General features: G+C 63.5%; 23 protein-coding genes. 16 read left to right on the forward strand and 7 right to left on the reverse strand.

From position 1 onward, the window contains the following. The first annotated feature begins 26 nt into the window (after positions 1-26). The 6 genes from ACZYTC_RS30635 (at position 27) to ACZYTC_RS30660 (ending at position 8,597) form a co-directional block, all read left to right on the forward strand. Positions 27-1,421, forward strand: coding sequence for a sigma-54-dependent transcriptional regulator (locus ACZYTC_RS30635; RefSeq protein WP_434960279.1), 1,395 nt, complete (start codon positions 27-29; stop codon positions 1,419-1,421). Beyond that, on the forward strand, positions 1,414-3,441 hold the full coding sequence (locus tag ACZYTC_RS30640; protein WP_434960280.1) for a sensor histidine kinase: 2,028 nt from the start codon (positions 1,414-1,416) through the stop codon (positions 3,439-3,441). The genes ACZYTC_RS30635 and ACZYTC_RS30640 overlap by 8 nt, the downstream gene beginning before the upstream one ends. 324 nt (positions 3,442-3,765) lie before the next feature. Beyond that, on the forward strand, positions 3,766-6,378 hold the full coding sequence (clpB, locus tag ACZYTC_RS30645; RefSeq protein ID WP_434960281.1) for an ATP-dependent chaperone ClpB: 2,613 nt from the start codon (positions 3,766-3,768) through the stop codon (positions 6,376-6,378). A gap of 63 nt (positions 6,379-6,441) precedes the next feature. Further along, positions 6,442-6,699, forward strand: a complete 258-nt coding sequence (locus ACZYTC_RS30650; protein ID WP_434960282.1) for a DUF2171 domain-containing protein — start codon at positions 6,442-6,444, stop codon at positions 6,697-6,699. Between the two features lie 25 nt (positions 6,700-6,724). After that, the gene (locus ACZYTC_RS30655; RefSeq protein WP_434960283.1) at positions 6,725-7,798 is read left to right on the forward strand and encodes a Dyp-type peroxidase; all 1,074 of its coding nucleotides are present in this window, start codon (positions 6,725-6,727) and stop codon (positions 7,796-7,798) included. Then, a complete protein-coding gene (locus tag ACZYTC_RS30660; protein ID WP_434960284.1) occupies positions 7,791-8,597 on the forward strand; it encodes a family 1 encapsulin nanocompartment shell protein in 807 nt (268 codons plus the stop codon). Before ACZYTC_RS30655 ends, ACZYTC_RS30660 begins: the two co-directional genes overlap by 8 nt. Before the next feature lie 89 nt (positions 8,598-8,686). Here ACZYTC_RS30660 and ACZYTC_RS30665 read toward each other — a convergent pair whose 3' ends face one another. Continuing rightward, positions 8,687-8,935, reverse strand: a complete 249-nt coding sequence (locus ACZYTC_RS30665) for a hypothetical protein (RefSeq protein WP_434960285.1) — start codon at positions 8,933-8,935, stop codon at positions 8,687-8,689. A 193-nt stretch (positions 8,936-9,128) separates the two neighbouring features. After that, complete coding sequence (locus ACZYTC_RS30670; RefSeq protein ID WP_434960286.1) at positions 9,129-10,793, reverse strand: OFA family MFS transporter; 1,665 nt, start codon at positions 10,791-10,793, stop codon at positions 9,129-9,131. A gap of 119 nt (positions 10,794-10,912) precedes the next feature. Here ACZYTC_RS30670 and ACZYTC_RS30675 point away from each other — a divergent pair, with 119 nt between their 5' ends. Further along, positions 10,913-11,335 carry a hypothetical protein gene (locus ACZYTC_RS30675; protein WP_434960287.1) on the forward strand — a complete coding sequence of 141 codons (423 nt, stop codon included), beginning with the start codon at positions 10,913-10,915 and terminating at the stop codon, positions 11,333-11,335. A 48-nt stretch (positions 11,336-11,383) separates the two neighbouring features. Continuing rightward, positions 11,384-11,806, forward strand: a complete 423-nt coding sequence (locus ACZYTC_RS30680; RefSeq protein WP_434960288.1) for a hypothetical protein — start codon at positions 11,384-11,386, stop codon at positions 11,804-11,806. Positions 11,807-12,548: 742 nt separating this feature from the next. Here ACZYTC_RS30680 and ACZYTC_RS30685 read toward each other — a convergent pair. Genes ACZYTC_RS30685 through ACZYTC_RS30700 form a run of 4 tightly spaced genes read right to left on the reverse strand, consistent with a single transcriptional unit; the run spans position 12,549 to position 16,475 of the window. Then, positions 12,549-13,313, reverse strand: a complete 765-nt coding sequence (locus ACZYTC_RS30685) for an SDR family NAD(P)-dependent oxidoreductase (protein ID WP_434960289.1) — start codon at positions 13,311-13,313, stop codon at positions 12,549-12,551. Then, on the reverse strand, positions 13,310-14,623 hold the full coding sequence (gene hisD, locus ACZYTC_RS30690) for a histidinol dehydrogenase (protein WP_434960290.1): 1,314 nt from the start codon (positions 14,621-14,623) through the stop codon (positions 13,310-13,312). Before hisD ends, ACZYTC_RS30685 begins: the two co-directional genes overlap by 4 nt. Further along, positions 14,616-15,716 carry a zinc-binding dehydrogenase gene (locus ACZYTC_RS30695; RefSeq protein ID WP_434960291.1) on the reverse strand — a complete coding sequence of 367 codons (1,101 nt, stop codon included), beginning with the start codon at positions 15,714-15,716 and terminating at the stop codon, positions 14,616-14,618. The genes hisD and ACZYTC_RS30695 overlap by 8 nt, the downstream gene beginning before the upstream one ends. A gap of 33 nt (positions 15,717-15,749) precedes the next feature. Further along, positions 15,750-16,475: an SDR family NAD(P)-dependent oxidoreductase gene (locus ACZYTC_RS30700; protein ID WP_434960292.1), complete on the reverse strand. Its 726-nt coding sequence runs from the start codon at positions 16,473-16,475 to the stop codon at positions 15,750-15,752. Between the two features lie 208 nt (positions 16,476-16,683). Between ACZYTC_RS30700 and ACZYTC_RS30705 the strand changes: the two genes are divergently transcribed. The 6 genes from ACZYTC_RS30705 (at position 16,684) to ACZYTC_RS30730 (ending at position 22,449) form a co-directional block, all read left to right on the forward strand. Then, positions 16,684-17,598, forward strand: a complete 915-nt coding sequence (locus ACZYTC_RS30705) for a fumarylacetoacetate hydrolase family protein (RefSeq protein ID WP_434960293.1) — start codon at positions 16,684-16,686, stop codon at positions 17,596-17,598. A gap of 28 nt (positions 17,599-17,626) precedes the next feature. Further along, positions 17,627-18,595, forward strand: a complete 969-nt coding sequence (locus ACZYTC_RS30710) for a VOC family protein (RefSeq protein WP_434960294.1) — start codon at positions 17,627-17,629, stop codon at positions 18,593-18,595. A gap of 81 nt (positions 18,596-18,676) precedes the next feature. Beyond that, the gene (locus ACZYTC_RS30715) at positions 18,677-19,477 is read left to right on the forward strand and encodes an SDR family NAD(P)-dependent oxidoreductase (RefSeq protein WP_434960295.1); all 801 of its coding nucleotides are present in this window, start codon (positions 18,677-18,679) and stop codon (positions 19,475-19,477) included. 310 nt (positions 19,478-19,787) lie between these two features. Beyond that, positions 19,788-20,495, forward strand: a complete 708-nt coding sequence (locus ACZYTC_RS30720) for a GntR family transcriptional regulator (RefSeq protein WP_434960296.1) — start codon at positions 19,788-19,790, stop codon at positions 20,493-20,495. Between the two features lie 110 nt (positions 20,496-20,605). Continuing rightward, the gene (locus ACZYTC_RS30725) at positions 20,606-21,499 is read left to right on the forward strand and encodes a sugar phosphate isomerase/epimerase family protein (protein ID WP_434960297.1); all 894 of its coding nucleotides are present in this window, start codon (positions 20,606-20,608) and stop codon (positions 21,497-21,499) included. A 59-nt stretch (positions 21,500-21,558) separates the two neighbouring features. After that, the gene (locus ACZYTC_RS30730; protein WP_434960298.1) at positions 21,559-22,449 is read left to right on the forward strand and encodes a sugar phosphate isomerase/epimerase family protein; all 891 of its coding nucleotides are present in this window, start codon (positions 21,559-21,561) and stop codon (positions 22,447-22,449) included. Positions 22,450-22,619: 170 nt separating this feature from the next. Here the strand turns inward: ACZYTC_RS30730 and ACZYTC_RS30735 are convergent, their stop codons facing one another. Continuing rightward, complete coding sequence (locus ACZYTC_RS30735; protein ID WP_434960299.1) at positions 22,620-22,994, reverse strand: nuclear transport factor 2 family protein; 375 nt, start codon at positions 22,992-22,994, stop codon at positions 22,620-22,622. Between the two features lie 98 nt (positions 22,995-23,092). Between ACZYTC_RS30735 and ACZYTC_RS30740 the strand changes: the two genes are divergently transcribed. Then, positions 23,093-24,235 (forward strand): sugar ABC transporter substrate-binding protein, encoded by a 1,143-nt coding sequence (locus tag ACZYTC_RS30740; protein WP_488991349.1) that lies wholly within the window; start codon positions 23,093-23,095, stop codon positions 24,233-24,235. Positions 24,236-24,247: 12 nt separating this feature from the next. Beyond that, a complete protein-coding gene (locus ACZYTC_RS30745; protein WP_488991350.1) occupies positions 24,248-25,297 on the forward strand; it encodes an ABC transporter permease in 1,050 nt (349 codons plus the stop codon). Positions 25,298-25,303 lie beyond the last annotated feature (6 nt).

A 25,303-nucleotide genomic window follows, 5' to 3' on the forward strand; every position in this document is an offset into this window, starting at 1 on the left:
CAGGGTGAGGTTGGGAAGGAGTGTTGATGTCTGAGGATCCAGCTCGCGATGCTGCCGGCCCTGCCGCAGATCCACAGTTCGGGCCGTGGCTCGCCCAGGCCTCGATCCTGGTCGTCGACGACGAGCCGGGCATGCGCAATTTCCTGGTCAAGATCCTGGGGCCGCGCTGCAAGCTGATCGCCGAGGCTGCGGATACCAAACAGGCGTCCCAGAAACTCGACCAGCAGCATTTCGACGTGGTCATTCTCGACAATATCATGCCGGGACAGAACGGCCTGGATTGGCTTGCCGAACAGCGTGCCGTCGGGTTCTTTGCCGATGTCATCCTGATGACGGCCTATGCCGATCTGGACACCGCGATCGGTGCCTTGCGGGCCGGCGCCGTCGACTTCGTGCTCAAGCCATTCCGCTCCAACCAGCTTCTCAATGCGGTCGCCCGCTGTCTCGACCGGATCAGGCTGCAGCGCGAGAACGACGTTCTGCATCATGAACTGAAATCGCCGGGCCACCAGATCTTCCTGCGGAACAAGTTGCTCGGCGACTCCAGGGCGATCCAGAATGTGCGCCAGACCATTGCACGCGTTGCGCCCTTGCCGACTTCGGTCCTGCTGACCGGCAAGTCGGGGACCGGAAAGGAAGTCGCGGCGCGCTCGCTTCATTTGCTTTCCGGTCGCTCCGACAAGCTTTTCGTGCCGATCAATTGCGCTGCCATCCCGGCGGACATGATCGAAAGCGAACTGTTCGGCCATTTGAAAGGGGCCTTCACCGGGGCGGGCAGGGCTCGGGAAGGGCTTTTCATGCATGCGCAGGGTGGTACCGTGTTCCTCGATGAAATCGGGGACCTGCCCTTTTCGCTGCAGACCAAGCTGCTGCGCGTCCTGGAAGATCGACGTGTCAGACCGGTCGGCTCGGAGCGCGAAGTTCCCTTCGACGCCCGCTTCATCTTTGCCACCAATGCCGATCTTCCCAAGCGCGTCGAGGCCGGCAGCTTTCGCGCCGATCTCTATTTCCGCATCAATGTCATGCAGATCCATCTACCGCTGCTGAAGGATCGCGGCGACGACGTGCAGGAACTCGCGGCTCTGTTCATGCGCGAATTCGCCCAGCAGCTCGGCATGCCTCCCGTCACCATCGACGACAGGGTGCGCGCTGCGCTCGCACGCTATGATTGGCCGGGAAATATCCGGGAGTTGCGTAACCTGATCGAGCGGACCGTGATCCTCGGCGGTTTTCCGGAAGATATCGAACGCATTGCCAGTGACGGCGATGACGACAGGGGCGGCCAGAGCCTGGCCGAGGTGGAACGGCGCCACATCCTGTCGGTGCTGCGCGAGGTCAAGGGCGATCGCGAGGAGGCTGCCCGCCGCCTCGGCATCTCGCGCAAGACCATCGATCGCAAATGCGTCAGCTGGAATGTCTAGGGACCAAGCCTCGAAGGCCGGACGAAGAAGAAGATCGGTGCGCTATCGCTTGCTGGCGATTGCGCTCGTACCCATGCTCGTGATCTTGCCATTGCTGTTGGGTATCAGCCTCTACCGTTGGAATGCCCGGTTCGATGCCCTGGCAATCTCCAAGGTCAATGACGACTTGACGATTGCCCATCAATATCTGGCCCGCATTCTCGAGAACACGGATTCTCGACTGGCCTCGGTGAGTGAATCGGCACGTTTCCACGACCTCCTTCAGAAAAACGACTATCCAAGTTCGGCGTTTACCTTGCTCCTCAAGGAGACTGCACAGGCACGCCAGTTTGATTTCCTCTACATCGTCGGCGAAGACGGCAGGATCCTCACGAGTGCCTATGCCACGGCGTCTTCCTCCGTGCGCTCGAGCTGGCCGATCGTCCGGTCGGCTCTCGAAGGGCATTCGAAGACGGCTATCGATGTTTTCGAGGCCGAAGAGCTTGGTGCCTTCTCTCCCGATCTCGCCGCACGCGCGCGCATCGAGATCGTACCCACCATTGGCAGTACTGCCGCTACGCTCTCCCAGGAAACTCGCGGCCTGGTGCTCCAGTCGGCCACCGCTTTGACATTGCCGGATGGTCGGCGGGCGGCCCTGGTCGGCGGCACGCTCCTCAACCAGAACCTAGCCTTCGTCGATACGATCAACGACCTGATCTACCATGAGGCTGGCTTGCCCGAGGGAAGCCAGGGTACGGCTACCTTGTTCCTGGGGGACGTGCGTATCAGCACCAATGTGGGGTTGTTCGAAGGGCGGCGGGCGATCGGAACCCGCGTTTCGGAAGTCGTTCGCAACGCCGTGCTCGGTCAGGGGCGGACATGGCGGGGTAGCGCCTTCGTCGTCAGCGACTGGTTCATCTCCGCCTATGAGCCCATCATCGACAGCTATGGCCGCCGGGTCGGCATGCTCTATGTGGGTTTTCTGCAAAAACCGTTCACACAGGCCAAATATGAGACCTTGCTGACGATTGCCGGGGCGTTCCTGGTGGCGGTGGCGGCTACGGTTCCCCTGTTCCTGATCTGGGCAACCAACATTTTCAGGCCCTTGGAGCGGATGACGGGCGCGATTAGCCGCGTCGAAGGCGGTGACCTGTCCGCGCGAACCGGTCATGTGAAGACGAAGGACGAGATCGGCCAGGTGGCTTTTCACCTCGACCATCTCCTCGACTTGCTCCAACAACGCGATGCGCAATTGCGCCGCTGGAACGACGAGCTCAATCGCCGTGTCGAGGAGCGGGCCCACCAACTGCACCAGGCCACCCTGCAGCTGGAAAACACGACCAGGCAGCTCGTCATGTCGGAGAAGCTTGCCGCGATCGGGGAGATCAGTGCCGGCATTGCCCATGAAATCAACAATCCGATCGCCGTGATGCAGGGCAATCTCGAGGTGATCCGCGAGTTGATGGGCTCCGACGCCGAAAAGGCCAAGGTCGAGTTCCGTCTTATCGACCAGCAGATGGCGCGTATCGGCGAAATCATCACCAAATTGTTGCAGTTTGCCAAACCCCAGGAATATGCCGGCTACACCGAGCATTATGCCGTCGCCACCATCGTCTCCGATACGCTGCCGCTTGTTCAGCATCTCATCAGGAAGACGACGATTACCCTGGAGCGGGAGGATCGCGCATCCCGCCTCATCGCGATGAACCGCACCGAGTTGCAGCAGGTCCTGGTCAACCTACTGGTGAATGCCATCCATGCCATGCCGCATGGGGGGCGACTTTCCCTGCGAAACCACGACAGCGACATGGATGGTTGGGCAGGGGTAGCCATCAAGGTTGCGGATACCGGTGCCGGCATTTCGGCCGACGTGATCGAAAAGATCTTCGACCCGTTCTTCACCACCAAGACGCGCGATGGCACCGGACTTGGCCTCTCGATCAGCCAGATGCTGGTGACACGACAGGGCGGCAGGATTTCCGTGTCGAGCGAACCGGGTAAGGGCACGTCATTCCTCGTCTGGCTGCCCGAAGCAAGCTGACGCCGCCGCAGTGATGCGGACATTTTGTCCGCCAGGGCTTCGACATAGTGTCCGCCGCCGTTGGATGCGAAGTTCTATCTGATTGATTTCGCTTTCCTTTCAAATTGGCACGCCAGTTGCTCCTGGAACTGGGCAGCCGTGCCGGACATTCGCGCCGGCGGGTGTGCGGCGGCAGTGAGGAAGAGCAGAGCTATTAGGAGGACGCCGTGCCACGGCATATGGGATCTGCATGCGACCTTCATGCTCGTGGCCCGTCGAGGAGAGGCGCGTGCATTTCGACCGCTTTCGTTTTGACCGGATATCGTTGCCGTGAGGGATGGCTCGATGAACGTTGATAAATACACCGATCGCGCCAGCGGCTTCATCCAGTCGGCGCAGTTCCTCGCCTCGCGCGAGGGAAATCCGCAGCTGACGCCACTCCACCTCCTGAAAGTCCTGCTCGACGACAAGGAAGGCCTCGTTTCGGGACTGATCGACCGATCGGGCGGCAATTCGCGTGCGATTCTGCAGGCGACCGAAGAGGCTTTGGCAAAATTGCCGAAGGTTTCCGGTACGGGCGCTGGACAGATCCATCTGGCCCCCGAGACGGCGCGCCTTCTGGCTGCCGCGCAGAGCACCGCGGAAAAGGCCGGCGACAGTTTCGTGACGGTTGAACGCTTGTTGCAGGCGCTTGTCGCGGACAAGAGCGGTGAGGTCGGCAAACTGCTCGCCGAGGGTGGTGTCGACCCCCGTAACCTCGGTGCGGCCATCGATGCACTGCGCAAGGGCCGGCCTGCCGACACTGCCTCGGCCGAGAATGCCTATGATGCCTTGAAGAAATATGCCCGCGACCTGACCAGGGCGGCGCGGGATGGCAAGCTCGACCCGGTCATCGGCCGCGACGAGGAAATCCGTCGTACCATCCAGGTATTGTCGCGGCGCACCAAGAACAACCCGGTGCTGATCGGCGAGCCGGGGGTCGGCAAGACGGCGATCGTCGAAGGCCTGGCGCTGCGTATCATCAACGGCGACGTGCCCGAGAGCCTGCAGGACAAGAAGCTGCTCGCGCTCGATCTCGGCGCCCTGATTGCAGGCGCGAAATATCGCGGGGAGTTCGAGGAGCGGCTCAAGGCCGTGCTGCAGGAGGTGACGAGCGCCGAGGGCGGCATCATCTTGTTCATCGACGAGATGCATACCTTGATCGGGGCCGGCAAGACCGATGGCGCCATGGATGCTTCCAATCTGCTCAAGCCGGCCCTGGCGCGCGGCGAGCTGCATTGCGTCGGCGCGACCACACTCGATGAATATCGCAAGCATGTGGAGAAGGACGCTGCGCTGGCACGGCGCTTCCAGCCGGTCTTCGTTCCTGAGCCAACGGTCGAGGACACGATTTCGATTTTGCGGGGCCTGAAGGAAAAATACGAACTTCATCATGGCGTAAGGATCGCCGACTCGGCTTTGGTCGCGGCAGCCACGCTGTCGAACCGGTACATCACCGATCGCTTCCTGCCGGACAAGGCGATCGACCTCATCGACGAGGCCTCGGCTCGCCTGAAGATGCAGGTGGATTCCAAGCCGGAGGAGTTGGACTCGCTCGATCGCGAGATCGTTCGCCTCAAGATCGAACAGGAAGCGCTCAAGAAGGAGAAGGACGCCGGCTCCAGGAGCAGGCTGCAGACGCTCGACAAGGACCTGGTCGAGCTCGAAAAGAAGTCGGCCGACCTGACTTCGCAATGGCAGGCCGAAAAGAGCAAGCTTTCCGACGCCCAGAAGATGAAGAGCGAGCTGGAACGATTGCGCACGGAACTCGCCAATGCCCAACGCAAGGGCGAGTTTCAGCGGGCCGGCGAACTCACCTATGGCAGAATTCCGGAGTTGGAGAAAAAGCTGGCTGTCGTCGAAGCCAGCGAGAATTCGTCGATCAGCGAAACCGTGACTGCGGACAACATCGCGCAGGTGGTTTCGCGCTGGACGGGCGTACCCGTCGACAAGATGCTGGAAGGCGAGAAGGACAAGCTGCTCCATATGGAGGACATGCTCGCCAAGCGTGTCGTCGGGCAGGCGCAGGCCGTACGTGCCGTCTCGACGGCCGTGCGGCGCGCGAGGGCGGGCCTGCAGGATCCCAACCGGCCGATCGGGAGCTTCATGTTCCTGGGGCCGACCGGTGTCGGCAAGACCGAACTCGCCAAGGCACTCGCGGAGTTCTTGTTCGATGACGAAACAGCGATGATCCGTATCGACATGTCCGAATTCATGGAGAAGCATTCGGTGAGCAGGCTCATCGGCGCGCCTCCGGGCTATGTCGGCTATGACGAAGGCGGTGCGTTGACCGAAGCCGTGCGGCGGCGGCCCTACCAGGTCGTGCTGTTCGACGAGATCGAGAAGGCCCATCCCGACGTCTTCAACGTGCTGCTGCAGGTGCTGGATGACGGGCGCCTGACGGACGGGCAGGGCCGCACGGTCGACTTCCGCAACACCCTGATCATCATGACCTCCAACATCGGCGCGGAATATCTGGTGAACCAGGCCGAAGGCGAGAAGACGAGTGCTGTGCGCGAACAGGTGATGGCGATGGTGCGCAGCCACTTCCGTCCCGAGTTTCTCAACCGGGTCGATGCCGTCATCCTGTTCCACCGCCTGCAGAAGAGCGAAATGGGACGGATCGTCGAGATCCAGTTTGCCCGCCTGCGCAGGCTCCTGGACGATCGCAAGATCGAGCTTTCGCTCGATGCCAAGGGGCGGAACTGGCTGGCCGACAAGGGGTGGGACCCCGCCTATGGCGCCCGTCCGCTCAAGCGCGCAATCCAGCGCTACGTCCAGGATCCACTTGCCGAGATGATCCTGGCGGGCGAGATCGGCGACGATATGAAGGTGAAGATCTCCGCAGGCAAGAAGAGCCTCATCTTCAATGGCAAGGCTCCGGAAATCATGGATGAGGACGAATTCGAGGCAGCCTAAAGCAGCGCAATGTCATCCGATCGATAGCTGTATGGCGCATGGGATCAACAAGGGAGAAGTGTGATGAAGGACCAGATCAAGGCACATATGGACGTAATCGGAGCCGATGGCGTGCATGTCGGGACGGTCGATCGCGTTGTGGGCGATCGTATCGAGCTCAAATTGAGCGACAGCTTCGGGGCGCATCGAGGCCACCACCACTATATCGAGATCGGTTTCGTGGCTGGGGTTGAAGGTGAGAAAGTCAGGTTGTCCGCCAATGCCGACATTGCCGTGACCCTCGAAGAAGAAAAATCCGGGCGTCCGGTCGATTTGGGCTGAGGCCGGCAACCGGATGGATAGCCGTATGGAGTCGAGTTTGCCCTCTACCGTTTCGCAGCCGGTCGTTGCGCCCCTCTCGCGTTCAGCCATTTTCCTGGTGGTAACCGTCAAGCCCGGCGGGGAGTCGGAGGCGGCGGTCCGGGCGCTGTGCGCGGATCTGTCGGGGCTTTTGCGGGCGGTGGGGTTCCGGGATCTCGAGGGGCGGCTGTCCTGCGTGATGGGCTTCGGCTCGGATCTATGGGACCGGCTGTTCGGAGCGCCCCGGCCGAAGGATCTGCATCCCTTCCGCGAGATCCGCGGCGTCCATCATGCGGTCTCGACCCCGGGGGACATCCTGTTTCACATCCGCGCCCGGCGCATGGACCTTTGCTTCGAACTGGCGACGCAGATCATGGCGCGGATCGGGCACGCCGTCGCCGGCAGCGACGAGGTTCATGGCTTCAAATATTTCGACGACCGCGACCTGATCGGCTTCGTCGACGGTACCGAGAACCCGGTCGACCAGGCGGCGGTGGATGCCACCCTCATCGGCGAGGAGGACGGCGCCTTCGCCGGTGGAAGCTATGTGATCGTGCAGAAATATCTGCATGATCTGACCGGATGGAACCAGGTGCCCGTCGAGCAGCAGGAGAAGATCATCGGGCGCGCCAAGCTGTCCGACATCGAGCAGGACGATGCGCTCAAGGCGCCGTACGCGCATAACGTCCTGACCTCGATCGAGGAGAATGGCGAGGCCTTGGAGATCCTGCGCGACAACATGCCGTTTGGCGACGTCGGCAAGGGCGAGTTCGGCACCTATTTCATCGGCTATGCCCGCTCGCCCAGCCGGATCGAGCGGATGCTGGAGAACATGTTCATCGGCCGGCCGCCGGGCAATTACGACCGGCTGCTCGATTTCAGCCGGGCGGTGACCGGCTCCTTGTTCTTCGTGCCGTCGGCGACGTTCCTGGACGATGTGGCGGCCGATGCTGCCGCGCCGGCGACGGCCGAACCGGTTCCCGCAGATATCGAGCCTGCGCAAAGCTCTGGTTCGCGGCCGGCTGGCGGTGACGGCTCGCTCGGTATTGGATCGCTCAAGAAGGAAGCAGGCCATGAATAATCTTCATCGGGAGCTGGCACCGATCTCCGACGGCGCCTGGGCGCAGATCGAGGAGGAGGCGACGCGCACCCTCAAGCGCCATCTGGCCGGCCGTCGTGTGGTGGACGTCGAGGGCCCGCAGGGCCTGGCGACATCGGCGGTGGGAACCGGTCATATCCTTCCGCTTGCAGGGCCGGGCGAGGGGGTCCAAGCCGCCCAGCGGGAGGTGAAGGCCTTGGTGGAACTGCGCGTTCCCTTCGAGCTGGCACGCCAGGCCATCGACGATGTGGAGCGGGGTGCGGCGGATTCGGACTGGTCGCCGGTGAAGGAAGCGGCGCGCAAGCTCGCCTTTGCCGAGGATCGCGCGGTCTTCGATGGCTTTGCCGCGGCCGGGATCGAGGGCATCCGTCAGGGCCTTTCCAATCCGGCCCTGACGCTTCCGGCCCAGGTGAAAAGCTATCCGGACATTGTCGCACAGGCAGTGAGCCAGTTGCGGCTGGCGGGGGTGGATGGGCCCTATGCGCTGGTGCTGGGAGCCGATGCCTATACGGCTGCCACCGGCGGCAGCGACGACGGCTATCCGGTCTTCGAGCATGTCGAGCGCCTGGTGGAGGGGGGAATCATCTGGGCCCCGGCGATCGAGGGCGGGTTGGTGCTGACGACGCGAGGCGGTGATTTCGAATTGTCCGTGGGCCAGGACATCTCGATCGGCTATGCCAGCCATTCGGCGACATCGGTCCAGCTCTACTTCCAGGAAAGCCTGACCTTCCGCCTGTTGACGACGGAGGCAGCCGTCGCGCTCCTGCCCGCCAAGAAATAGGACGTTGTCGGCATGAGGCGCGCGCTGCCTGCGGGCGCGACCAGGCGACATATTCGGCGAGCCGGGTTTTTGCGTAAACGACCCGGCTGTCAAAAATGCGCAAAATCATCGCCAGCGCGTATGTAGATCCAATCAATACCTGCATGGTCGGCCCACTTGATCGTGCAGGCGAGCAAGTCGTTCAATAGATGGAAGGCACCGATCGGAACGGACAGTACGCTGTCGCCGGTGGATGTGGCGCTGTTGATCGACCAGACGGGGCCTTCCCTGGTGAGCAAGACCCAGTCTCCCCGCTGCGTGGGGTATTCGTTGTCCTTCAACCATTTGATCTCTGCCATGCCGAGTTCCTCGATGGGGGAGGCCCGATGCCGGCCTGACCGTTGCAGATAGTCTGTTTGGGCACAGACCATTTTGGCCGGATGCGGGAACTGCTCGGCCCGCGCAACCTGCCGATCCTGCGGATTGGAAGGCCGTGATCTTCCACTCCTATAGTGCGGTCGCCACGGCGGCGACCGAGGATGCTGCCAGGCATCAGAACAATGCAATGACGCTTTTGAGCGTGACCCAAAGGCCCCAGAAAATCGGAATGGCGACGGCGGCCCAGGCGAACAGGGCCTTGCCCTCCAAGCCGCCCTTGCCGATCCCGAAAGTCCCGATCGTGCCGTCCTGGGCAGAGGCGGGCGCGTCCTGAAGGGCTGCGACCTCGGCTTCGGACATGAACCACTTGTCGGCCAATGGCCGTATCAATGCGTTGGCGATCAGGCCGAGCGCCAGCATGCCGGCAAGAATATACATCGTGAAATCATAGACTTGTGCGCGCGATACCCCGGCAGCCAACTGGAATTCGCGTATGTAATTGACGATCACCGGTCCGAATATGCCGGCCGTTGCCCAGGCCGTCAGCAGGCGACCATGGATGGCACCGACGAATTGTGTCCCGAAGATGTCGGCGAGATAGGCCGGTACGGCCGCAAATCCTCCGCCATACATGGAAACGATGACGCAGAAGATCGCCACGAACAGGAGCTGGCTGCCCGAATGGGCCGCGGATGGCGCGGCCGCATAAAGCGCGATGCCAAGCAGGAAAAAAACGTAATAGGTGTTCTTTCGGCCGATCTTGTCCGAAAGCGAGGCCCAGAAGAAACGGCCACCGATGTTGAACAGGGATAGCAGCCCGGCAAATCCGGCTGCTATCGCCGCAATCGCGACCTTCTGGTCGGGTGAGAGCTTGTCGAAGCTCAGGTCCGGCAGACCGAGCAGCCGGCCGCCGAAGATCTCCTGCAGCATGGGGGAGGCCATGCCGATCACCCCGATGCCCGCCGATACGTTGAGGCAGAGGACCAGCCAGATCAGCCAGAACTGCCTGGTCTTGTGAGCGTTCCTCAGGTGGACATGCCGGGTCGTGATCATGGAGCGCCCGGCCGCGGACGGCGGGGACCAACCCTCGGGGCGCCATCCCGGCGGCGGAATCCGGTAGCCCAGCGCCCCAGCCATCATGAAGGCAAAATAGATCGTGGCCATGACGACGAAGGTCTGCCAGACACCGATGCTGTCCGTTGTCTTGAAAGTTCCCATCAGGAGATTGGCGAGGGGAGCGCCAATCATGGCGCCACCGCCGAAACCCATGATCGCCATGCCGGTTGCCATGCCGCGCCGGTCCGGGAACCATTTGATGAGGGTCGAGACGGGCGAGATATAGCCAAGGCCCAGGCCGATGCCGCCAATGACGCCCGCACCGAGCCACATGAGCCACAATTGGTGGAGCATGACGCCGACCGCGGCCAGCAGCATGCCGCCACACCAGCACAGGGCGGACACCACCCCGGCCTTGCGAGGGCCGGCTTTTTCCAGCCAACCGCCCCAGATGGCCGCTGAGCAGCCGAGCAGCACGAAGAACAGCGTGTAGATCCAACCCAGATCCGACACGCGCCAGTTGCAACTCGTGGTGAACAAGGCTGCCATGAGGCTCAGGTCGGGACATCGAGCCGACGGGGCGGGACCGAGAGCTTGAGAAAGCGGCAGCCAGAACACGCTGAAGCCGTAGGCCATGCCGATACACAGGTGAATGGCCAGTGCGGCGGGAGGCACCATCCAGCGATTGAAGCCGGGCTTGGCGATGATCCTTTGACGATCGAGAAATCCGGTCCTTCGTGGCGCAGACAATACGTCATCTTGTGTGTCCACATCCGTTGTCATGACAATTCCGCCCTGTCTTCTCAGCATTCCGTCGGCTGCATCCGTCGATGTGATCCGGCCCATCGTTCGGCGGGGCCGATGCTCGGCCCAAGGCCGTTGGCAAGGCGTTAGCAAGACGCATGCCATTCGACATGGTGAGAAATATCAATGGATTACGAGATTGGCAGATGGCGGCAGCGGGCAATATGTCCGAGGCGGCGAACAAAATGTCCGGCCAGGCTGGGTTCGCACGAGGCCGCAAACCATGGCGGCCCGAGCGCGAATACAAAGCCACGAACCAGTGCCAGGCGCCGTCGCGCGATGCGGCGCGTCATGCGCTCATGCGCCGGCGGCGAGCGTCGTCATCTGGATGTGCCGGGACGTTTTGTCCGGCCGGGGCTGACAACTTGTCCGAAATTCAAAGGATCAGCCTGGCGAAAGCCCGGATCTTTCCCTGTTTCGCCTTGGCATGCGGGTTGCTTTCTGATCGGCAAGGCGACAACGCCGCCTTTGTCGACCACTCCGCCTGCACTCGCTGCGCGGTTGAGGCTCGGCAACAGTAGTGGAGTGGCGGCAGGCGCGACCTACATTCCAGCGAGCAGGGGAAGACGATGAAATTGCAACGGCTCCAAAGCAAGGCAAACCTCGACAACTTCATCATCCAGAATGGAGATATCGATCGCTCATATGATCCGCTGAAGTCCCCGCCTGGAGGTTTGGCCTGGACGTTGTGCGTCATAAATATCACCGATGCCGAATATGAATATGCTGCGTTTTCCGAGCAGGGCGGTTCCTACGGCAAGTGGTTCAGGATTCCGGTGACCGGCAAGACCTGCCAAACAGATTACGACGAGTGTCTGCGAACGGGAGGATGGAAGGTCATTTTGAGCCTGCCGAGGGCTACAGCGCCTTTTGACCTTCGGCTGGCGACTGGCCGCGACGAAATCGGCAATGCGACGGGAGCGGAATTTCTCGGGATCGAGCCGGATGGCGCCTACGATGGCGGCGTGGTCGGAATTGACCTCCTATTCTGACGCGGGATCGATGAGCATCCGACCACATAACCATGGGTTGATGCTCAACATCTTGTCATCGATGTCAGAACCGAGTGAGCGAAAATCTTAGTATGCACAAGACCCTTTTGCTTAAGTTATTGCTCGGTGCAGTACGATGATCTGGCTTCGATATGAGCTGTTTGGTCGTTCATCTACATCGTATTCCGTCGCGGGAAAACGCGGTTAGGGGCATCGTGGCGTGCTGCCGCGTAGGACTTGGTTGTGGGCCCCCGCAACCAATTCTGTCATAAATCGATAACCGTCCAGGTCTGATCACCTGGGCGGTTTTTGCGTTTGAGCACAGAAGGTCGAGATGGCGCTTGGGGCCTCCTGCGGCCGCGTCGATTTGTGTGATCTGGTACGAATGCACGACGAACTCTTAGTTAAATCATACTGCTTTGCGCAGCCCTATGCCTTTCCTCCGCTTGAATCATTCAAGCAGCAACGGCGCAAGCCATGCCACACAGCGGTAGATGTTGAAATAATCGACGCAAGTGCCGCGCTCGGTCATCTTCACTTGCAGATCTCTGAGGCCGGTTTGTAAGCGAGATACCAGCGACCGAGCAGTCAAAATGACGGTGTAAACATGGTGACGGGGTAGCCGAAAGTAGATCGGCCCAGACGATGTGTTTGCGACAGAGCTGTTTCGACGTGCCCCGACGCTGGGCCTGCTGAGCGGACTTCCTCGACCTCTCGAACCCACCGGATGGGCGGCCCTAGCTTAGCCGGCGGTCCATCCACCATCCACCATCAATGAGGCCCCGGTGATCATGGCCGCCGCATCCGAGGCGAGGAAGACGACCGGTCCCATCAGGTCCTGCAGGCGGGCGAGGCGGCCCAGCTTGATCTTGGCCATCACCCAATCGTGGAATTCCCGATCGGCCAGGCTGGAGCGGGTCAGTTCGGTCTCGACGAAGGTCGGGCAGATGGTGTTGACGCGAATATCGTGCGGCCCCAGCTCGATCGCCATGGCGCGGGTCATGCCCTCCACGGCAAATTTCGAAGCGGAATAGACCGAGCGTTTGGGGCCGCTGACATGGCCCATCTGCGACGACATGGTGATGATGGAGCCGCCCCGGCCACGTTCGGACATCCGCCGCGCCACGGCCTGGGCGAGGAAGAAGGCCGCGCGGACATTGGTGGACATCACGGTATCGAAATCGCCGGCTTTTGTGTCCAGGAAGGCGGATGGCCTGGAGATGCCGGCATTGTTGACGAGGATGTCGAAGGCGCCTAGCGCGGCGAGGCGTGGGGCGGCCTCCGCCGCCGCGATGTCGGCGGCATGCCAGTCGGCCGTGCCGCCGAACGCGCGGATCGCCGCGCCGGCTTCGGCAAGCGCGGTTTCGTTGCGGGCGACCAGGGTCACCGCCGCGCCGGCCTGGGCGAGGGCGGCGGCAGCGGCAAGCCCGATGCCCTTCGACGCGCCGGTGACGAGCGCCCGCCGTCCGTCGAGCCGAAAGGAGGGCGTGAGGGGCAGGGTGCTCATTCGGCGGCTACCGCGCTGCCATAGGGTACCGGCCTGCCGCCGAAGCGCCGTACCCTGACATTGGCCTGCTCGGCATGGCCGACGAAGCCCTCCATCATCGACAGGCGCGAGCAATAGGCGCCGATCGTCCCGGCGGCGTGATCCGTCGATATGCGCTGCCAGGTTGCCGTCTTGATGAATTTGCCGACCCACAGGCCGCCGGTGTAGCGGGCTGCCTTCATGGTCGGCAGGGTATGGTTGGTGCCGATCGCCTTGTCACCGAAGGCGACATTGGTGCGGGCGCCGAGGAACAGGGCACCGAAATTGGTGAGGTTGTCGCGGAACCAATCGTCGCGATCGGTCATCACCTGCACATGTTCGGAAGCGATACCGTCGGCGAGTTCGAGCATCTCCTGATGCGACTCGCAGACGATCACTTCGCCGAAATCCTGCCAGGCGATCGCGGCAATCGCCGCAGTCGGCAGGATGGCGAGCAGGCGCTCGATCTCTCCCAGCGTGTCCTGCGCCAGCTTGCGCGAGGTGGTGAGCAGGATGGCGGGGGAGGTCGGCCCATGCTCGGCCTGGCCGAGCAGGTCGGTGGCGCAGATCTCGCCGTCGACGGTATCGTCGGCGATCACCAGTGTCTCGGTGGGACCGGCGAAGAGATCGATGCCGACGCGCCCGAAGAGCTGGCGCTTGGCTTCGGCGACATAGGCGTTGCCGGGGCCGACCACCATGTCGACCGGGCGGATCGCCGTGGTGCCGATCGCCATCGCGCCGATCGCCTGTACGCCGCCGAGCACATAGATCTCGTCCGCGCCGGCCAAAGCCTGCGCCGCCACGATGGCGGGGGCCGGCGCGCCGTTGAAGGGCGGCGCGGCGGTGACGATACGCTTCACACCCGCCACCTTGGCCGTCACCACCGACATATGGGCCGAGGCGAGCAGGGGATATTTGCCGCCCGGCACGTAGCAGCCGACGGAGGAGACGGGGATGTTGCGGTGGCCGAGCGTGATGCCCGGCAGGGTCTCGACTTCGAGCTCCTGCAGGCTTGCCTTCTGCTTTTCAGCGAAATTCCGCACCTGGGCCTGCGCAAATTCGATATCGCGCAGTTCCTGCGGCGTAAGGCGGGCGATGCAGGCCTCGATTTCCGCGGGCGAGAGGCGAAAATCGTCGCGGACAAGGCCGTCGAAGCGGCTCGAATAATCGCGCAGGGCAGCTTCGCCACGCGCCTCGATGTCGGCCAGGATGGTCTCGACGGTGTCGCGGACCTTCCTGTCGTTCTGGGGCCGGGCTTCGCCGCCGCGGCTTTGCTTGAGCCATTCAGCCATGGATGGTGTCCTTGCGTTGGGTATCGTTTGCGATGGCGATCAGGATCTTGAGCTGGTCATTGCCGGGGCGTGCCAGTTCCGCCAGCCCGCGCTCGACGGCCTCGGCAAGGCCGATACGGCCCGTGATGATCTTCTCGACCGGAAGCTGGCCGGCCGCGATCATGCCGATGACGCGCGGCCCGATGGTGATCGGAAAGCCGAAGCTGGTGGTGAGCGTGATGCTCTTGGAAGTCAGCAGGCGCATGTCGACGCGCGGCGGGTGCACGAAGATGCCGACCTGGACCACCGTGCCGCCGCGCCGGACATGGCCGATGCAATCGGCTAGGGCGCGCTCGTGGCCGGCGCACTCGATGGCGACGTCGACGCCGAGGCCCTCCTCGGTCAGCCGGTTTGCCGCTTCAGCCAGCTCGGTTCCGGCCGGATCGCAGATCGTGACGTCCAGCCCGAGGGATGCGAGCCTGTGGCGGCGCCCCGGATTGGCTTCGGAGACCAGCACGCGGGTGACGCCGGCGGCCCGGGCGGCCATGGCCACGAGGATGCCGATCGGTCCGGCGCCGGTGACGAGCACGCTCGCGCCGGCAAAGACGCCTCCTCGGTCGACGGCATTGACGGCGACGGCCGCCGGTTCGAACAATGCGCCCTGTTCGTCGCTGACACCGTCGGGCAGGCGCACCACATTGGCTTGCGGCAGCACCGCGAACTCGCCCATGCCGCCATAGGCCGAGGACAGGCCGACGATCGCGGTGGTGTCGCTGATATGGCCGAGGCCGCGCCGGACAAAATAGTCCCCGGGCTTATTGAGATGCGGCAGGATGGCGACCCGGTCGCCCGGCTTGACCCGTCCGACCTTGGCGCCGGCCTGCGTCACCACGGCCGAGAATTCGTGGCCGAGCACCAGAGGTGCCGAAGCGCCGGTGAGCGGATGCGGCGTGGCCGCCACGAAGATCGGCCCTTCGAGATATTCATGCACGTCGGTGCCGCAGATGCCGCATTGGCGCACTGCGACGACGACTTCGTCGGGATCGGGCGCCGGGGGAGCGGGAATGTCGTCGAGCCGGACATTGCCGGCGGCATGGAAGCGCAGCGCTTTCATCGGGTTTCTCCGCAATGTTGAGGGCGAGAAGGCTTATTGGGCGAGATAGCCGCCATCGATGGCGAGCTCGGCGCCGGTGATGAAGGCCGCCTCGTCGCTGGCCAGAAACAGGCAGCCCTGCGCGATATCGTCGGGACGGCCCATGCGGCCCATCGGTGTCATCGCCACGATGGCCTCGTTCATTGCCTCGGGCTGGGCCGAAATCAGCGGCGTCCAGATGATGCCGGGATGCACCGAATTGGCCCTGATGTTCTCCTTGGCGTAGGAGATCGCGGCGTTCTTGGTCAGGTTGCGCACGGCGCCCTTGGCCGCCTGATAGGCGGCGGCACCCGGCGCGCCGACACTGCCCCAGATCGAGCATAGATTGACGATCGAGCCTCCGCCTGCGGCCCGCATATGCGGGATGACGCTGCGCATGCCCAGAAAAGTGCCGGTCTGGTTGACGGCGACAACCCGGTCCCATCCGGCGTCGTCGGTGGCATCGATGGTCTCATAGGCGAGTACGATGCCGGCATTGTTGATGAGGATATCGAGCTTGCCGAAACGCGCCACTGCCGTGTCGATGACGCGTGTCCAGTCGTCCTGCCTGGAAACGTCGAGCACCTCGAAGTCCAATTCGGCCCCGACGCCTTCGGGCGGGTGGCGAATATCGGTGGCGATCACGTCGGCTCCCTCAGCCGCGAACAGCTCGGCGATGGCGCGGCCGATGCCCTGCGCCGCGCCCGTGACGAGCGCGACCCTTCCTTGTAGTCGATTCATTGGTGGTCCTCCCTGGCCGGCTGTGACCGGCCCGTGTCGAACGCACGGGCCGGTGGCCGTCCTTCCGCCGCAACGCCTCGGCGTGCCGCTTGTCGGATCGAGTAGCCCTCAATAGCGGTGACGTCAACAAAAATCTATTTTTCATTGACATATCATTTTTTATAGAGAATGTACGAGCAAGAATAGAATTTCACAGTGAGGAGATCCGATGCGTTTCGTCAGTTTCGAAAGGGGAGGCCGCAAGGGTCTCGCCGTGGAGACCGCAGGGGAGCTGCGTGGCGTGGTCGAGGGCGAGGCCGCACATCCGGTCGAGCTTGAAAAGCTTATCGCCGCCGGCGAGGACGACTTGCGCGGGGTCGGCCGCGCCCTGGCATCGGCGCCGGTGATCGATCCGGAAGCGATCCGCTACCGGCCGCCGCTCGCCCGGCCGCCGAAGATCATCTGCGTCGGCCTGAATTATGCCGACCACACCAAGGAATCGCCCTATGAGCAGCCGGACTACCCCACGCTGTTCGCGCGCTTCGCCACGACCCTGATCGGGCATGGCCAGCCGCTGATGCGCCCGCTGGTGTCCGACAGTTTCGACTTCGAAGGCGAGATGGTGGCGGTGATCGGCAAGGGCGGGCGCCACATCCCCCGCGCCCGTGCCCTCGATCACGTCATCGGCTATTCGATCTTCAACGAAGGCTCGGTGCGCGAATATCAGTTCAAGGCGCCGCAATGGACGGTGGGCAAGAATTTCGACCAGACGGGCGCTTTCGGCCCGGCCTTCGTCACTGCGGACGAGGTGCCCGCCGGCGGCAAGGGCCTGCGGCTGGAGACCCGGCTGAACGGGGCGGTGGTGCAGTCGGCGGTGACCGACGACATGTTGTTCGACGTCGCCACCATCATCACCACCATCAGCGAGGCGATCACCCTGGAGCCGGGCGACGTCTTGGTAACGGGCACGCCTGCCGGCATCGGCTGGGCCCGTACGCCACGCCTGCTGATGCGCGCCGGCGATGTCTGCGAAGTGGAGATCGAAGGCCTCGGCCTGCTCGCCAATCCGGTGCGCGACGAGATATCCTCGGCGGAATCGGAGGGGGCGGACCTTGCCGTGGCGGCAGGGGCCGCGAACGCCTGACGCGCCCAAAAATCCTCGGGAGGAGAACATGACCGGCATTCGCACCGGGGACTTCGTCCCTGCCGAGCGAAGGGGCAATCTCGGCGTCCATTCGCTCGATCACTTCGTGCTGCAGGTGCCCGATGGCACCAAGGCGCGCGAATTCTATGAATTGTTCGGCCTGGAGGTGCGCGAGGAGGGCAATGCCCTCCAGCTTCGCACCTTCGGCAATGATCATGTCTGGGGCACGGTGATCGAGGGGAGCGCCCAGAAGAAGCTGCATCATCTGTCTTTCGGGGCCTATGCCGAGGACATGCCACGCTTCAAGGCGCATCTGGAAGGGCTCGGCATCCGCCTCATGGATAGTCCGCCCGGCTTCGCCAGCAACGGTTTCTGGTTTGTCGGCCATGACGAGGTGCTGATCGAGATCAAGGCTGCACCCAAGACCTCGCTCGACCAGAAGAGCGCCGGAACCTTCGTCTCCGTACCCGCGGGGCAGCGCGGCTCGGGCCTGGGGCACGCCGATCTCAAGCGTATACGCCCATCCCGGCTCGCCCATTGCCTGGTGTTCAGCAGCGATGTCGATGGCGCCATCCGCTATTATGAGCGGGTGGCGGGCCTGCGCCTGTCCGACCGTTCGGGCGGCATCGTCGCCTTCCTGCACGGCATTCACGGCTCCGATCATCATCTCATCGCCTTTGCCAAGTCGAATGGGCCCGGCCTCCATCATTGTTCCTGGGATGTCGGGGCCATCGAACAGATCGGTCGCGGCGCGCTGTTCATGGCGGACAAGGGCTATGAGCGCGGCTGGGGCGTGGGGCGGCATACCATCGGCTCCAACTACTTCCATTATGTCCAGGATCCCTGGGGCGGCTTTTCCGAATATTCCTGCGACATCGATTACATCCCCAAGGGCACGGAGTGGGATACGCGCGAATTCGCGCCCGAGGACGCGCTCATGCTGTGGGGGCCGACGCCGCCGGACGATTTCGTCCACAATTACGAGATGGATCGCTGATCCATCCCAGGCAATGAGGAAGGCCTGCACGCCGCCGACAGACGGCCGGGCGGTGCCTGTTGACGCAGACAGGGAACTGGAATGGACACCGGACTTCAAGACAAGCACGTCCTGATCACGGGCGCGGGCAGCGGCATCGGCCGGGCAACGGCCCTGGCCTTCGCCAGGGAGGGCGCCCGCCTGAAGCTCATCGATCGCGATGCGGGCGGGCTCGAGGCGACGGCCGTCGCCATCCGCGGTATCGGTGCCACGGTCGCGACCGCCGTGGCGGACCTGTCGACGGGGCAGGGGGTGGAGGCCGGGCTTGCGGCGATTTTCGCCGGAGGCGAGGGCCGGCTCGATGTGCTCGTCAACAATGTCGGCATCGTGGACGGCCATCCCTTCGAGGAGCTTACGGATGCGCATTGGGAGCGCACTTTCGCCGTCAACTTCATGAGCAATATCCGCGTCACGCGCGTCTTGCTGCCGAGGCTGCGTGAAAGTGGCGGGGCGATCATCAACAACACCTCCGACCTTGCCCGCCAGCCGGAGGCGATCCCGGCCGATTACGGTGCTCTGAAGGCGGCGTTGCTCTCCGTCACCAAGAGCCTGGCTCGGGCCGAAGCGCCGCGCGTGCGCGTCAACGCGGTGGCGCCCGGTCCGATCTGGACGCCGCTCTGGTCGGCGCCGGGCGGCTTTGCCGAGGCGCTGTCGGCCCATCACAAATTGCCGCCGCGCGAGGCGGTCGACTACGAAATGAAGCTCAGGCAATTGCCGCTCGAGCGCATGGGCGAGCCCGAGGAGGTCGCCAATGTCATCGTCTTCCTGGCCTCCAGCCTCGCCTCCTTCGTCACCTCCTCGGTCTGGGGCGTCGATGGCGGCAGCATCCGCAGCCTGATCTGACGCCGGCGGCGGCCGGCGCGGCGCGCGCGCGGCGACGATGGGACCTCGCGCCGAGGCGGCGCGGGGCGAGACCGCAGTCGTCCCGGGAAGAGGTCGCCGATGCGCGCGGTCGGTTGCAGGAGGGACGGCTCGATGGATGTACCCGATAGGAATCTTGCGGCACCAAGAGCTTCCGCCGCGCGATGGCAATGCAGGCGGGCGATGTCATGCCGATAGGACCGCAAGATTCCGGGGAGTTGTGCCGGAAAAAGTTTATTTTTGGCTTACTTATGTATATTTATTGTTGGGAACCACCTGAACGGATGCATGCATGACTTCCTTTGCCGACGCGAAATCCCGAACCTTGGCAGGCGACATCTATGAGCGCATTCGCGCCGATGTGCTGGCCTGTCGTATTCCGCCGGGCTCCAAGCTCAAGATCGGGGATTTTTGCAAGCGGTTCGATGTCAGCCTGGGAGCCGTGCGCGAGGCGCTGTCGCGCCTCAGCGCCGACGGCCTGGTGATCGCCGAGGCGCAGAAGGGTTTTCGGGTGGCGCCCATCTCGCGCGAGGACCTGATCGACCTCACGCGCACGCGCATACAGATCGAGAGCCTGTGCCTGACCGACTCGATCCGCAAGGGCGATCTCGACTGGGAGACCGGTGTGGTGGCGAGCTTCCATCGCCTGTCGCGGCTCGACGTGCGCGATCCCGGCGATCCCGGCCGCATCAATGATGATTGGGTGATCGCACACTCCGCCTTTCACGCCGCGCTGGTGGCGGCCTGCAAGAGCCCGACGCTGCTCAGGATCCGCAAGGCCCTCTACGAGCAGACCGAGCGCTATCGGGCACTGTCGGTGCCGGCCGAGCCCGTCAGCCGCGACATCAATCTCGAGCACAGGGAATTGATGGAAGCCACGCTTGCCCGTGACGTCGGGCGCGCCTGCGAGCTGATCGATATGCACCTGTCCCGTACCACCGAGATCCTGCTCGCTGCTCCCTTCCTTCAGGAGAAGGCCGGCGAACGCGCGGCCGGCTGATCGGCTTGAGTATTAAATAGATTATAAAAAAAGAAATCTATTTTTATTGACAGGATCGGTTCCGCTTCCTAGTCTCCTGCCATCCAACAAGAGGATGCCGGGAGGGAATCATGGATCGTTCGTCGACAATCATGTGGGTAGGCACGGTACGGGCCTTGCCGCTGGCCGAGCAGCTCAAGGCGGCGCGCCTTGCCGGCTGCGACGCCATCTCGATCACGCCCTACAATTACACGAAGTGGCTGCTGGAAGGCCTCTCCACCAAGGATATGCTGGTGCTCGCCGACGACAATGGCGTGAAGCTGACCCAGCTCGACCCCTATGCGCGCTGGGCAACCCACTGGTTCCCGGACAATCTCGATCCGGCGCAGTTTCCGATCCCGTTCTTCGGCTATGAAGGAGAGGATTTCTTCCGCATCGCCGAGGCGCTGCAGGTCGATTCCATGAGCGCCATCATCACCTGCCCGCAAAGCCAGGTCTCGATCGACCAGCTCATCGAGGGCTTTGCCCAGACCTGCGACCGCGCTGCGACCATGGGCATGCGCTGCGACCTCGAATTCATCCCGTTCTGGGGCATGCCCGATCTCGAAACGGCCTGGAAGATCGTGAAGACGGCCGACAAGGCCAATAGCGGCATCGTCTTCGACTTCTGGCACTATCTGCGCGGCAAGCCTGATCCGGCCCTGCTCGATACCATCCCCGGCGAAAAGATCTCGACGGTGCAGATCGCCGATGCGGATGCCGCGCTCAAGCCGGGCCGCTCGATGCTGGACGATTGCGTCTTCCATCGCGTCGCGCCGGGTGACGGTGGTTTTCCGGTGGTCGAGCTGCTGCAGCAATTGCACCGGATCGGCGGCCTGAACCGTTTCGGGCCGGAAATCTTCTCGGCAGCGTTCGATAAATTGTCGGCCGAGGAGATCGGACAGCGCTGCCAGTCCTCCTTTGCCCGCGCCTTCGATCTTGCCGGCATTCCCCATCGTTTCGACGCGGCCAAGGCGGCAGCCTGAGCCCACTCCGGCGCGCCCGTGCCGCCGGCACGGGCGCTTCCCACCCAAGGAGATTGCAGATGTCCCAGCAGGGCGTCGACCTCGTTTTCTGGCCGGCCTCGGCGCGCGTGCATGGTTTTCGCGGCCATGTCGAGGCGGCCAGGGCGGGTGGCTTCACCAGCCTCGCCATCGCGCCCGAGACCTATCTCGAAGCGCTGGAATCCGGCCTCAAGCCGCAGGACATGAAGGCGATGGCCGCCGACGCGGGGGCGCCGCTGCGTTATCTCGATTCCCTCACCGATTGGGCGCCGATCCGCGTGCCCGCCGAATGCAGTCCCGAGTTGCGGGCGCGTTTCGACGTCAGCACAGATCACAGCCTGCGCATCTGCGAAAAGCTCGGCCTGACCTCGATCCTCGCCGTGGCCGGCTATGACAGGGGCACGGTCGAGCAAAGCCGGCTGGTGGATGGCTTCGGCCGCCTGTGCGAACGGGTGGCCTGGCACGGCTATTGGGTCGATCTCGAATTCATGCCGTTCTGGGGCCTGCCCAATCTGGCCGATGCTTGGGCGATCGTCGGTGCAGTCACCCCCGCCAATGCCGGCATCCTGGTCGATATCTGGCATTTCTCGAAGGGCCATGCCGATCTCGATTTGCTGCGATCATTGCCGGGCCAGTATTTCGCCGGCGTCCAGGTGGATGACGGGCGACGGCGCCAGATCGGCCATTCCACCTTCGACGACACCGTCAATCACCGCAACTTCCCGGGGGAAGGCGAGTTCGAGGTGGTGGAAATCCTGCGCATCATCGCGGCCAAGGGCCAATTGCGCCATGTCGGCCCTGAAGTGTTTTCGCAGGAGGTCGATGCCCTGTCGGCCCGGGAGGCAGGGCGGCGTTCGGGCGATACGACCCGCGCCGTCCTGGACGCGGCCGGCATTTCCTATCGCCACCCGGAGGTGGCGGCGGCAAACTAGAGCGGTCAACTCCAGTCGCCGACGATTATTGCGCTCTTTCTGGAATCGCCGGCTTCCAGCCGGCTCTTGGAGCTACGCCGCCCATTGGCAAGGAATAGCCGGCTGGAAGCCGGCTATTCCGGGAAGGGATGACATCGGTGCATTCAGCGCCGATGCGCCTGCGCTGATCTTCAGCTCTTTGGCAGCACGGTGGGCTGATAGGCCAGGAGCTGCCAGCGCCCGTCCCGCAGGGCCCACACGGCCAGGCTGCTATTGTCGAGATGGCGATCCTGGCCTCCGACACGGACATGACCAGCCATGCGTCCGGCCACGATCGCCGTGGCGCCGGCAATGACGATCGTCTCTTCTGGCCGCCGGATTTCGATATAGTCGAAGAAGCCGCTCGCCAGTTTTTCCAGATAGCTGTGCTTGGTGTCGCGCGCGCCGTTCGAATGGGCATAGAGCATCTCATCCGCCAGCAGCGCCTCCAGGGCCGGCACATCGGCCTCCAGCATCGCCCGGTAGCGTTCCTCTTCCAGCTCGTGGATTTGCGCCTCGATCGTCACTCCATATCCCCATTTTTCATCGTAAAATTGATTATGCTTTACAATATATATTTTCTCTGAGAATGTCTAGCCAAGGTTCCCGAGGCAAGACCCCAGCCGTGGCGATCGCCGTCGGCAGCAGGGGCGCGGAACCGCTTCAGCAATGGGAGAACGACAAGGTGAGACTGTCACTGCAATTTCCAGCTTTGCTGGCTTCGGCCGTCCTGGTCGCCGGTGCCCTGCCCGGCCAGCCGGTCCAGGCGCAGGAAAAACCGACCAAGATCTACCTGGCGGTGGGTACCACCAGCGCCGAATATTGGCAGGAAGTGATCTGGGGCGCCGAGCAGGTCGCCAACTCCGTCGGCGCCAAGCTCGAAGTCTATGAAAGCGGTTTTGATGGGCAGAAGCACCTGCAGCAGCTCGGCGCCATCCTCGCCGCGGGCTGCGAGGGCTGCGCCTTCACCTGGTTTCCCGATTCGACCGCCTACACCAAGGCCTTCGTCGACCGCGCCGAGCAGGCCGGGGCCTTGATGACCACGCTGTGGAACCGGCCGGAAGACATCCATCCCTGGGATACCGCCCCGGAAGCCTGGGTGGCCAACATTTCCTTCGACGGTGTCGATTCCGGCTATCAGAACGGCCGGGCCTTGTGCGAGGCCCTCGGCAAGGAAGGCGGCGGCATCGTCGTGCTCAAGGGCACGCCCGACAATCCGCCGGCCAAGCAGCGCGAGATCGGCCTGCACAAGGCCGCGGCGGAATGCCCGGCTATGAAGATCCTCGACACCCAGATCGGCGACTGGGACCAGACCAAGGCGCAGACCATCACCCGCACCTGGCTGGCGCGCTACGGAGATCAGCTCAAGGGTGTGTTTTCGGAGAATGACGCCATGGCGCTGGGCGTCGTCGCCGCCTTGCGGGAGAAGGGCCTCGCCGGCAAGATCCCTGTCACCGGTTCGGACGGCTCGAGCGACGCGCTGCGGCTGATCCAGGCCGGCGAGATGCTGTCGAGCATGCGGGTCAATTCGCGCATGCACGGCGCCGTTGCCGCGGCGCTCGCCTATGCCGCCGCGGTCGGCGATGTGAAGCTCGGCGAGCTCTCCCAGGATCGTCGGGATTTCTATCTCGAACAGACCCTGGCGACCAAGGCCAATGTCGAGGCCATCCTCGGCAGCAAGCCCAATCCCGCCGATTATGGCTATCAGGCGCTAAAGGCCAATTTCTGGGCCCGGTCACGGGGCCAGATTCCGGTCGGCGTCAACTGACGGACGGGTCTCATGCCAAACCTGCCTATCTCCTCCCCCGTCGCCGATGCGTTCGGCGGCCAGGCTCCCTCCCTGCGCCGGCAGCGTTCGACGGGTAGAACCGCCGCGCGGCACTTCAAGCTGAAGACCTTCGGCCCGCTGGCGGTGCTGGTCCTGCTCGTGGCCGTCTTTTCGATCGCGGCGCCGAATTTCTTCACCCTCGCCAATCTGCAGGCGATTCTCGAGGCGGCGACGGTGCCGGCGATCGTGGCGGTCGGCATGACCTTTGTGCTGCTGCAGGGCGCCATCGACCTGTCGACGGAAGGCATCGCCTCGCTTGCCAGCATCGTGCTTTCGGTGCTGGTGGCCAATTCCATCACCGGACAGGATCTGGGCTGGGCAGCACCTGTCCTCGCCCTCGGCGCCGGCGCTGCGTTCGGGCTGTTCAACGGTGCCGTTTCGACCTTCCTGCGCATGCCCTCGCTGATCGTCACGCTGGCCTCGTGGCTGATCGCGCTAGGGTTCGCCGCGCTGCTCTTTCCCGGGCGGCAGCCACAGATCCTCGATCCGCGGCTGATCGGACTGGCGCTCGACAAGCATCTGGGACTCAGCGCGCTGGTCTATCTGGCGGCTCTGGTCACCCTGGCCGGCTTTGCCGTCGAGCGCCTGACCAGGCTCGGCCGCATGGGCTACGCGATCGGCGCCGATGAGGCACTGCTGCGGCAGGCCGGCATCCGCGTGGATGTCTACAAGATCGCCGCCTTCGTGATCTCGGGCAGCCTGAGCGCCGTTGCCGGCATCTTCGTCGCCGCGCAGATCGGCGTCGGCAATCCGACCGCGGGTGAGGGGCTGCTGTTCCCCGGCATCGCTGCCTGCGTGATCGGCGGCACGCTGCTGTCGGGCGGACGGGGCGGCGTCTTTCATTCCGTGATGGGTGTGCTGATCCTGGTGACCCTGCGCAATGGTCTGGTTCAAACCGGCACCAATCCTCTCCTGCAGAAGGCGATCGAGGGCGTGGTGATCATCATCGCGGTGACCGGTTCGACCTGGCACCTGCGCCGCAAGACGAGGGTGGTGAAATGACGGCGA

The sequence above is a fragment of the Labrys sp. F242 genome (genome assembly GCF_057813875.1).

Excerpts from the sequence above, each read along its gene's own strand:
- ACZYTC_RS30705 (WP_434960293.1), top strand. The coding sequence starts at position 16,684 with ATGCGTTTCGTCAGTTTCGAAAGGGGAGGCCGCAAGGGTCTCGCCGTG.
- ACZYTC_RS30635 (WP_434960279.1), top strand. The coding sequence starts at position 27 with ATGTCTGAGGATCCAGCTCGCGATGCTGCCGGCCCTGCCGCAGATCCA.
- clpB (WP_434960281.1), top strand. The coding sequence starts at position 3,766 with ATGAACGTTGATAAATACACCGATCGCGCCAGCGGCTTCATCCAGTCG.
- hisD (WP_434960290.1), bottom strand. The coding sequence starts at position 14,623 with ATGGCTGAATGGCTCAAGCAAAGCCGCGGCGGCGAAGCCCGGCCCCAG.
- ACZYTC_RS30670 (WP_434960286.1), bottom strand. The coding sequence starts at position 10,793 with ATGACAACGGATGTGGACACACAAGATGACGTATTGTCTGCGCCACGA.
- ACZYTC_RS30665 (WP_434960285.1), bottom strand. The coding sequence starts at position 8,935 with ATGGCAGAGATCAAATGGTTGAAGGACAACGAATACCCCACGCAGCGG.
- ACZYTC_RS30655 (WP_434960283.1), top strand. The coding sequence starts at position 6,725 with ATGGAGTCGAGTTTGCCCTCTACCGTTTCGCAGCCGGTCGTTGCGCCC.
- ACZYTC_RS30720 (WP_434960296.1), top strand. The coding sequence starts at position 19,788 with ATGACTTCCTTTGCCGACGCGAAATCCCGAACCTTGGCAGGCGACATC.
- ACZYTC_RS30650 (WP_434960282.1), top strand. The coding sequence starts at position 6,442 with ATGAAGGACCAGATCAAGGCACATATGGACGTAATCGGAGCCGATGGC.
- ACZYTC_RS30725 (WP_434960297.1), top strand. The coding sequence starts at position 20,606 with ATGGATCGTTCGTCGACAATCATGTGGGTAGGCACGGTACGGGCCTTG.
- ACZYTC_RS30700 (WP_434960292.1), bottom strand. The coding sequence starts at position 16,475 with ATGAATCGACTACAAGGAAGGGTCGCGCTCGTCACGGGCGCGGCGCAG.
- ACZYTC_RS30730 (WP_434960298.1), top strand. The coding sequence starts at position 21,559 with ATGTCCCAGCAGGGCGTCGACCTCGTTTTCTGGCCGGCCTCGGCGCGC.
- ACZYTC_RS30675 (WP_434960287.1), top strand. The coding sequence starts at position 10,913 with ATGCCATTCGACATGGTGAGAAATATCAATGGATTACGAGATTGGCAG.
- ACZYTC_RS30660 (WP_434960284.1), top strand. The coding sequence starts at position 7,791 with ATGAATAATCTTCATCGGGAGCTGGCACCGATCTCCGACGGCGCCTGG.
- ACZYTC_RS30695 (WP_434960291.1), bottom strand. The coding sequence starts at position 15,716 with ATGAAAGCGCTGCGCTTCCATGCCGCCGGCAATGTCCGGCTCGACGAC.
- ACZYTC_RS30715 (WP_434960295.1), top strand. The coding sequence starts at position 18,677 with ATGGACACCGGACTTCAAGACAAGCACGTCCTGATCACGGGCGCGGGC.
- ACZYTC_RS30685 (WP_434960289.1), bottom strand. The coding sequence starts at position 13,313 with ATGAGCACCCTGCCCCTCACGCCCTCCTTTCGGCTCGACGGACGGCGG.
- ACZYTC_RS30680 (WP_434960288.1), top strand. The coding sequence starts at position 11,384 with ATGAAATTGCAACGGCTCCAAAGCAAGGCAAACCTCGACAACTTCATC.
- ACZYTC_RS30640 (WP_434960280.1), top strand. The coding sequence starts at position 1,414 with ATGTCTAGGGACCAAGCCTCGAAGGCCGGACGAAGAAGAAGATCGGTG.
- ACZYTC_RS30710 (WP_434960294.1), top strand. The coding sequence starts at position 17,627 with ATGACCGGCATTCGCACCGGGGACTTCGTCCCTGCCGAGCGAAGGGGC.
- ACZYTC_RS30745 (WP_488991350.1), top strand. The coding sequence starts at position 24,248 with ATGCCAAACCTGCCTATCTCCTCCCCCGTCGCCGATGCGTTCGGCGGC.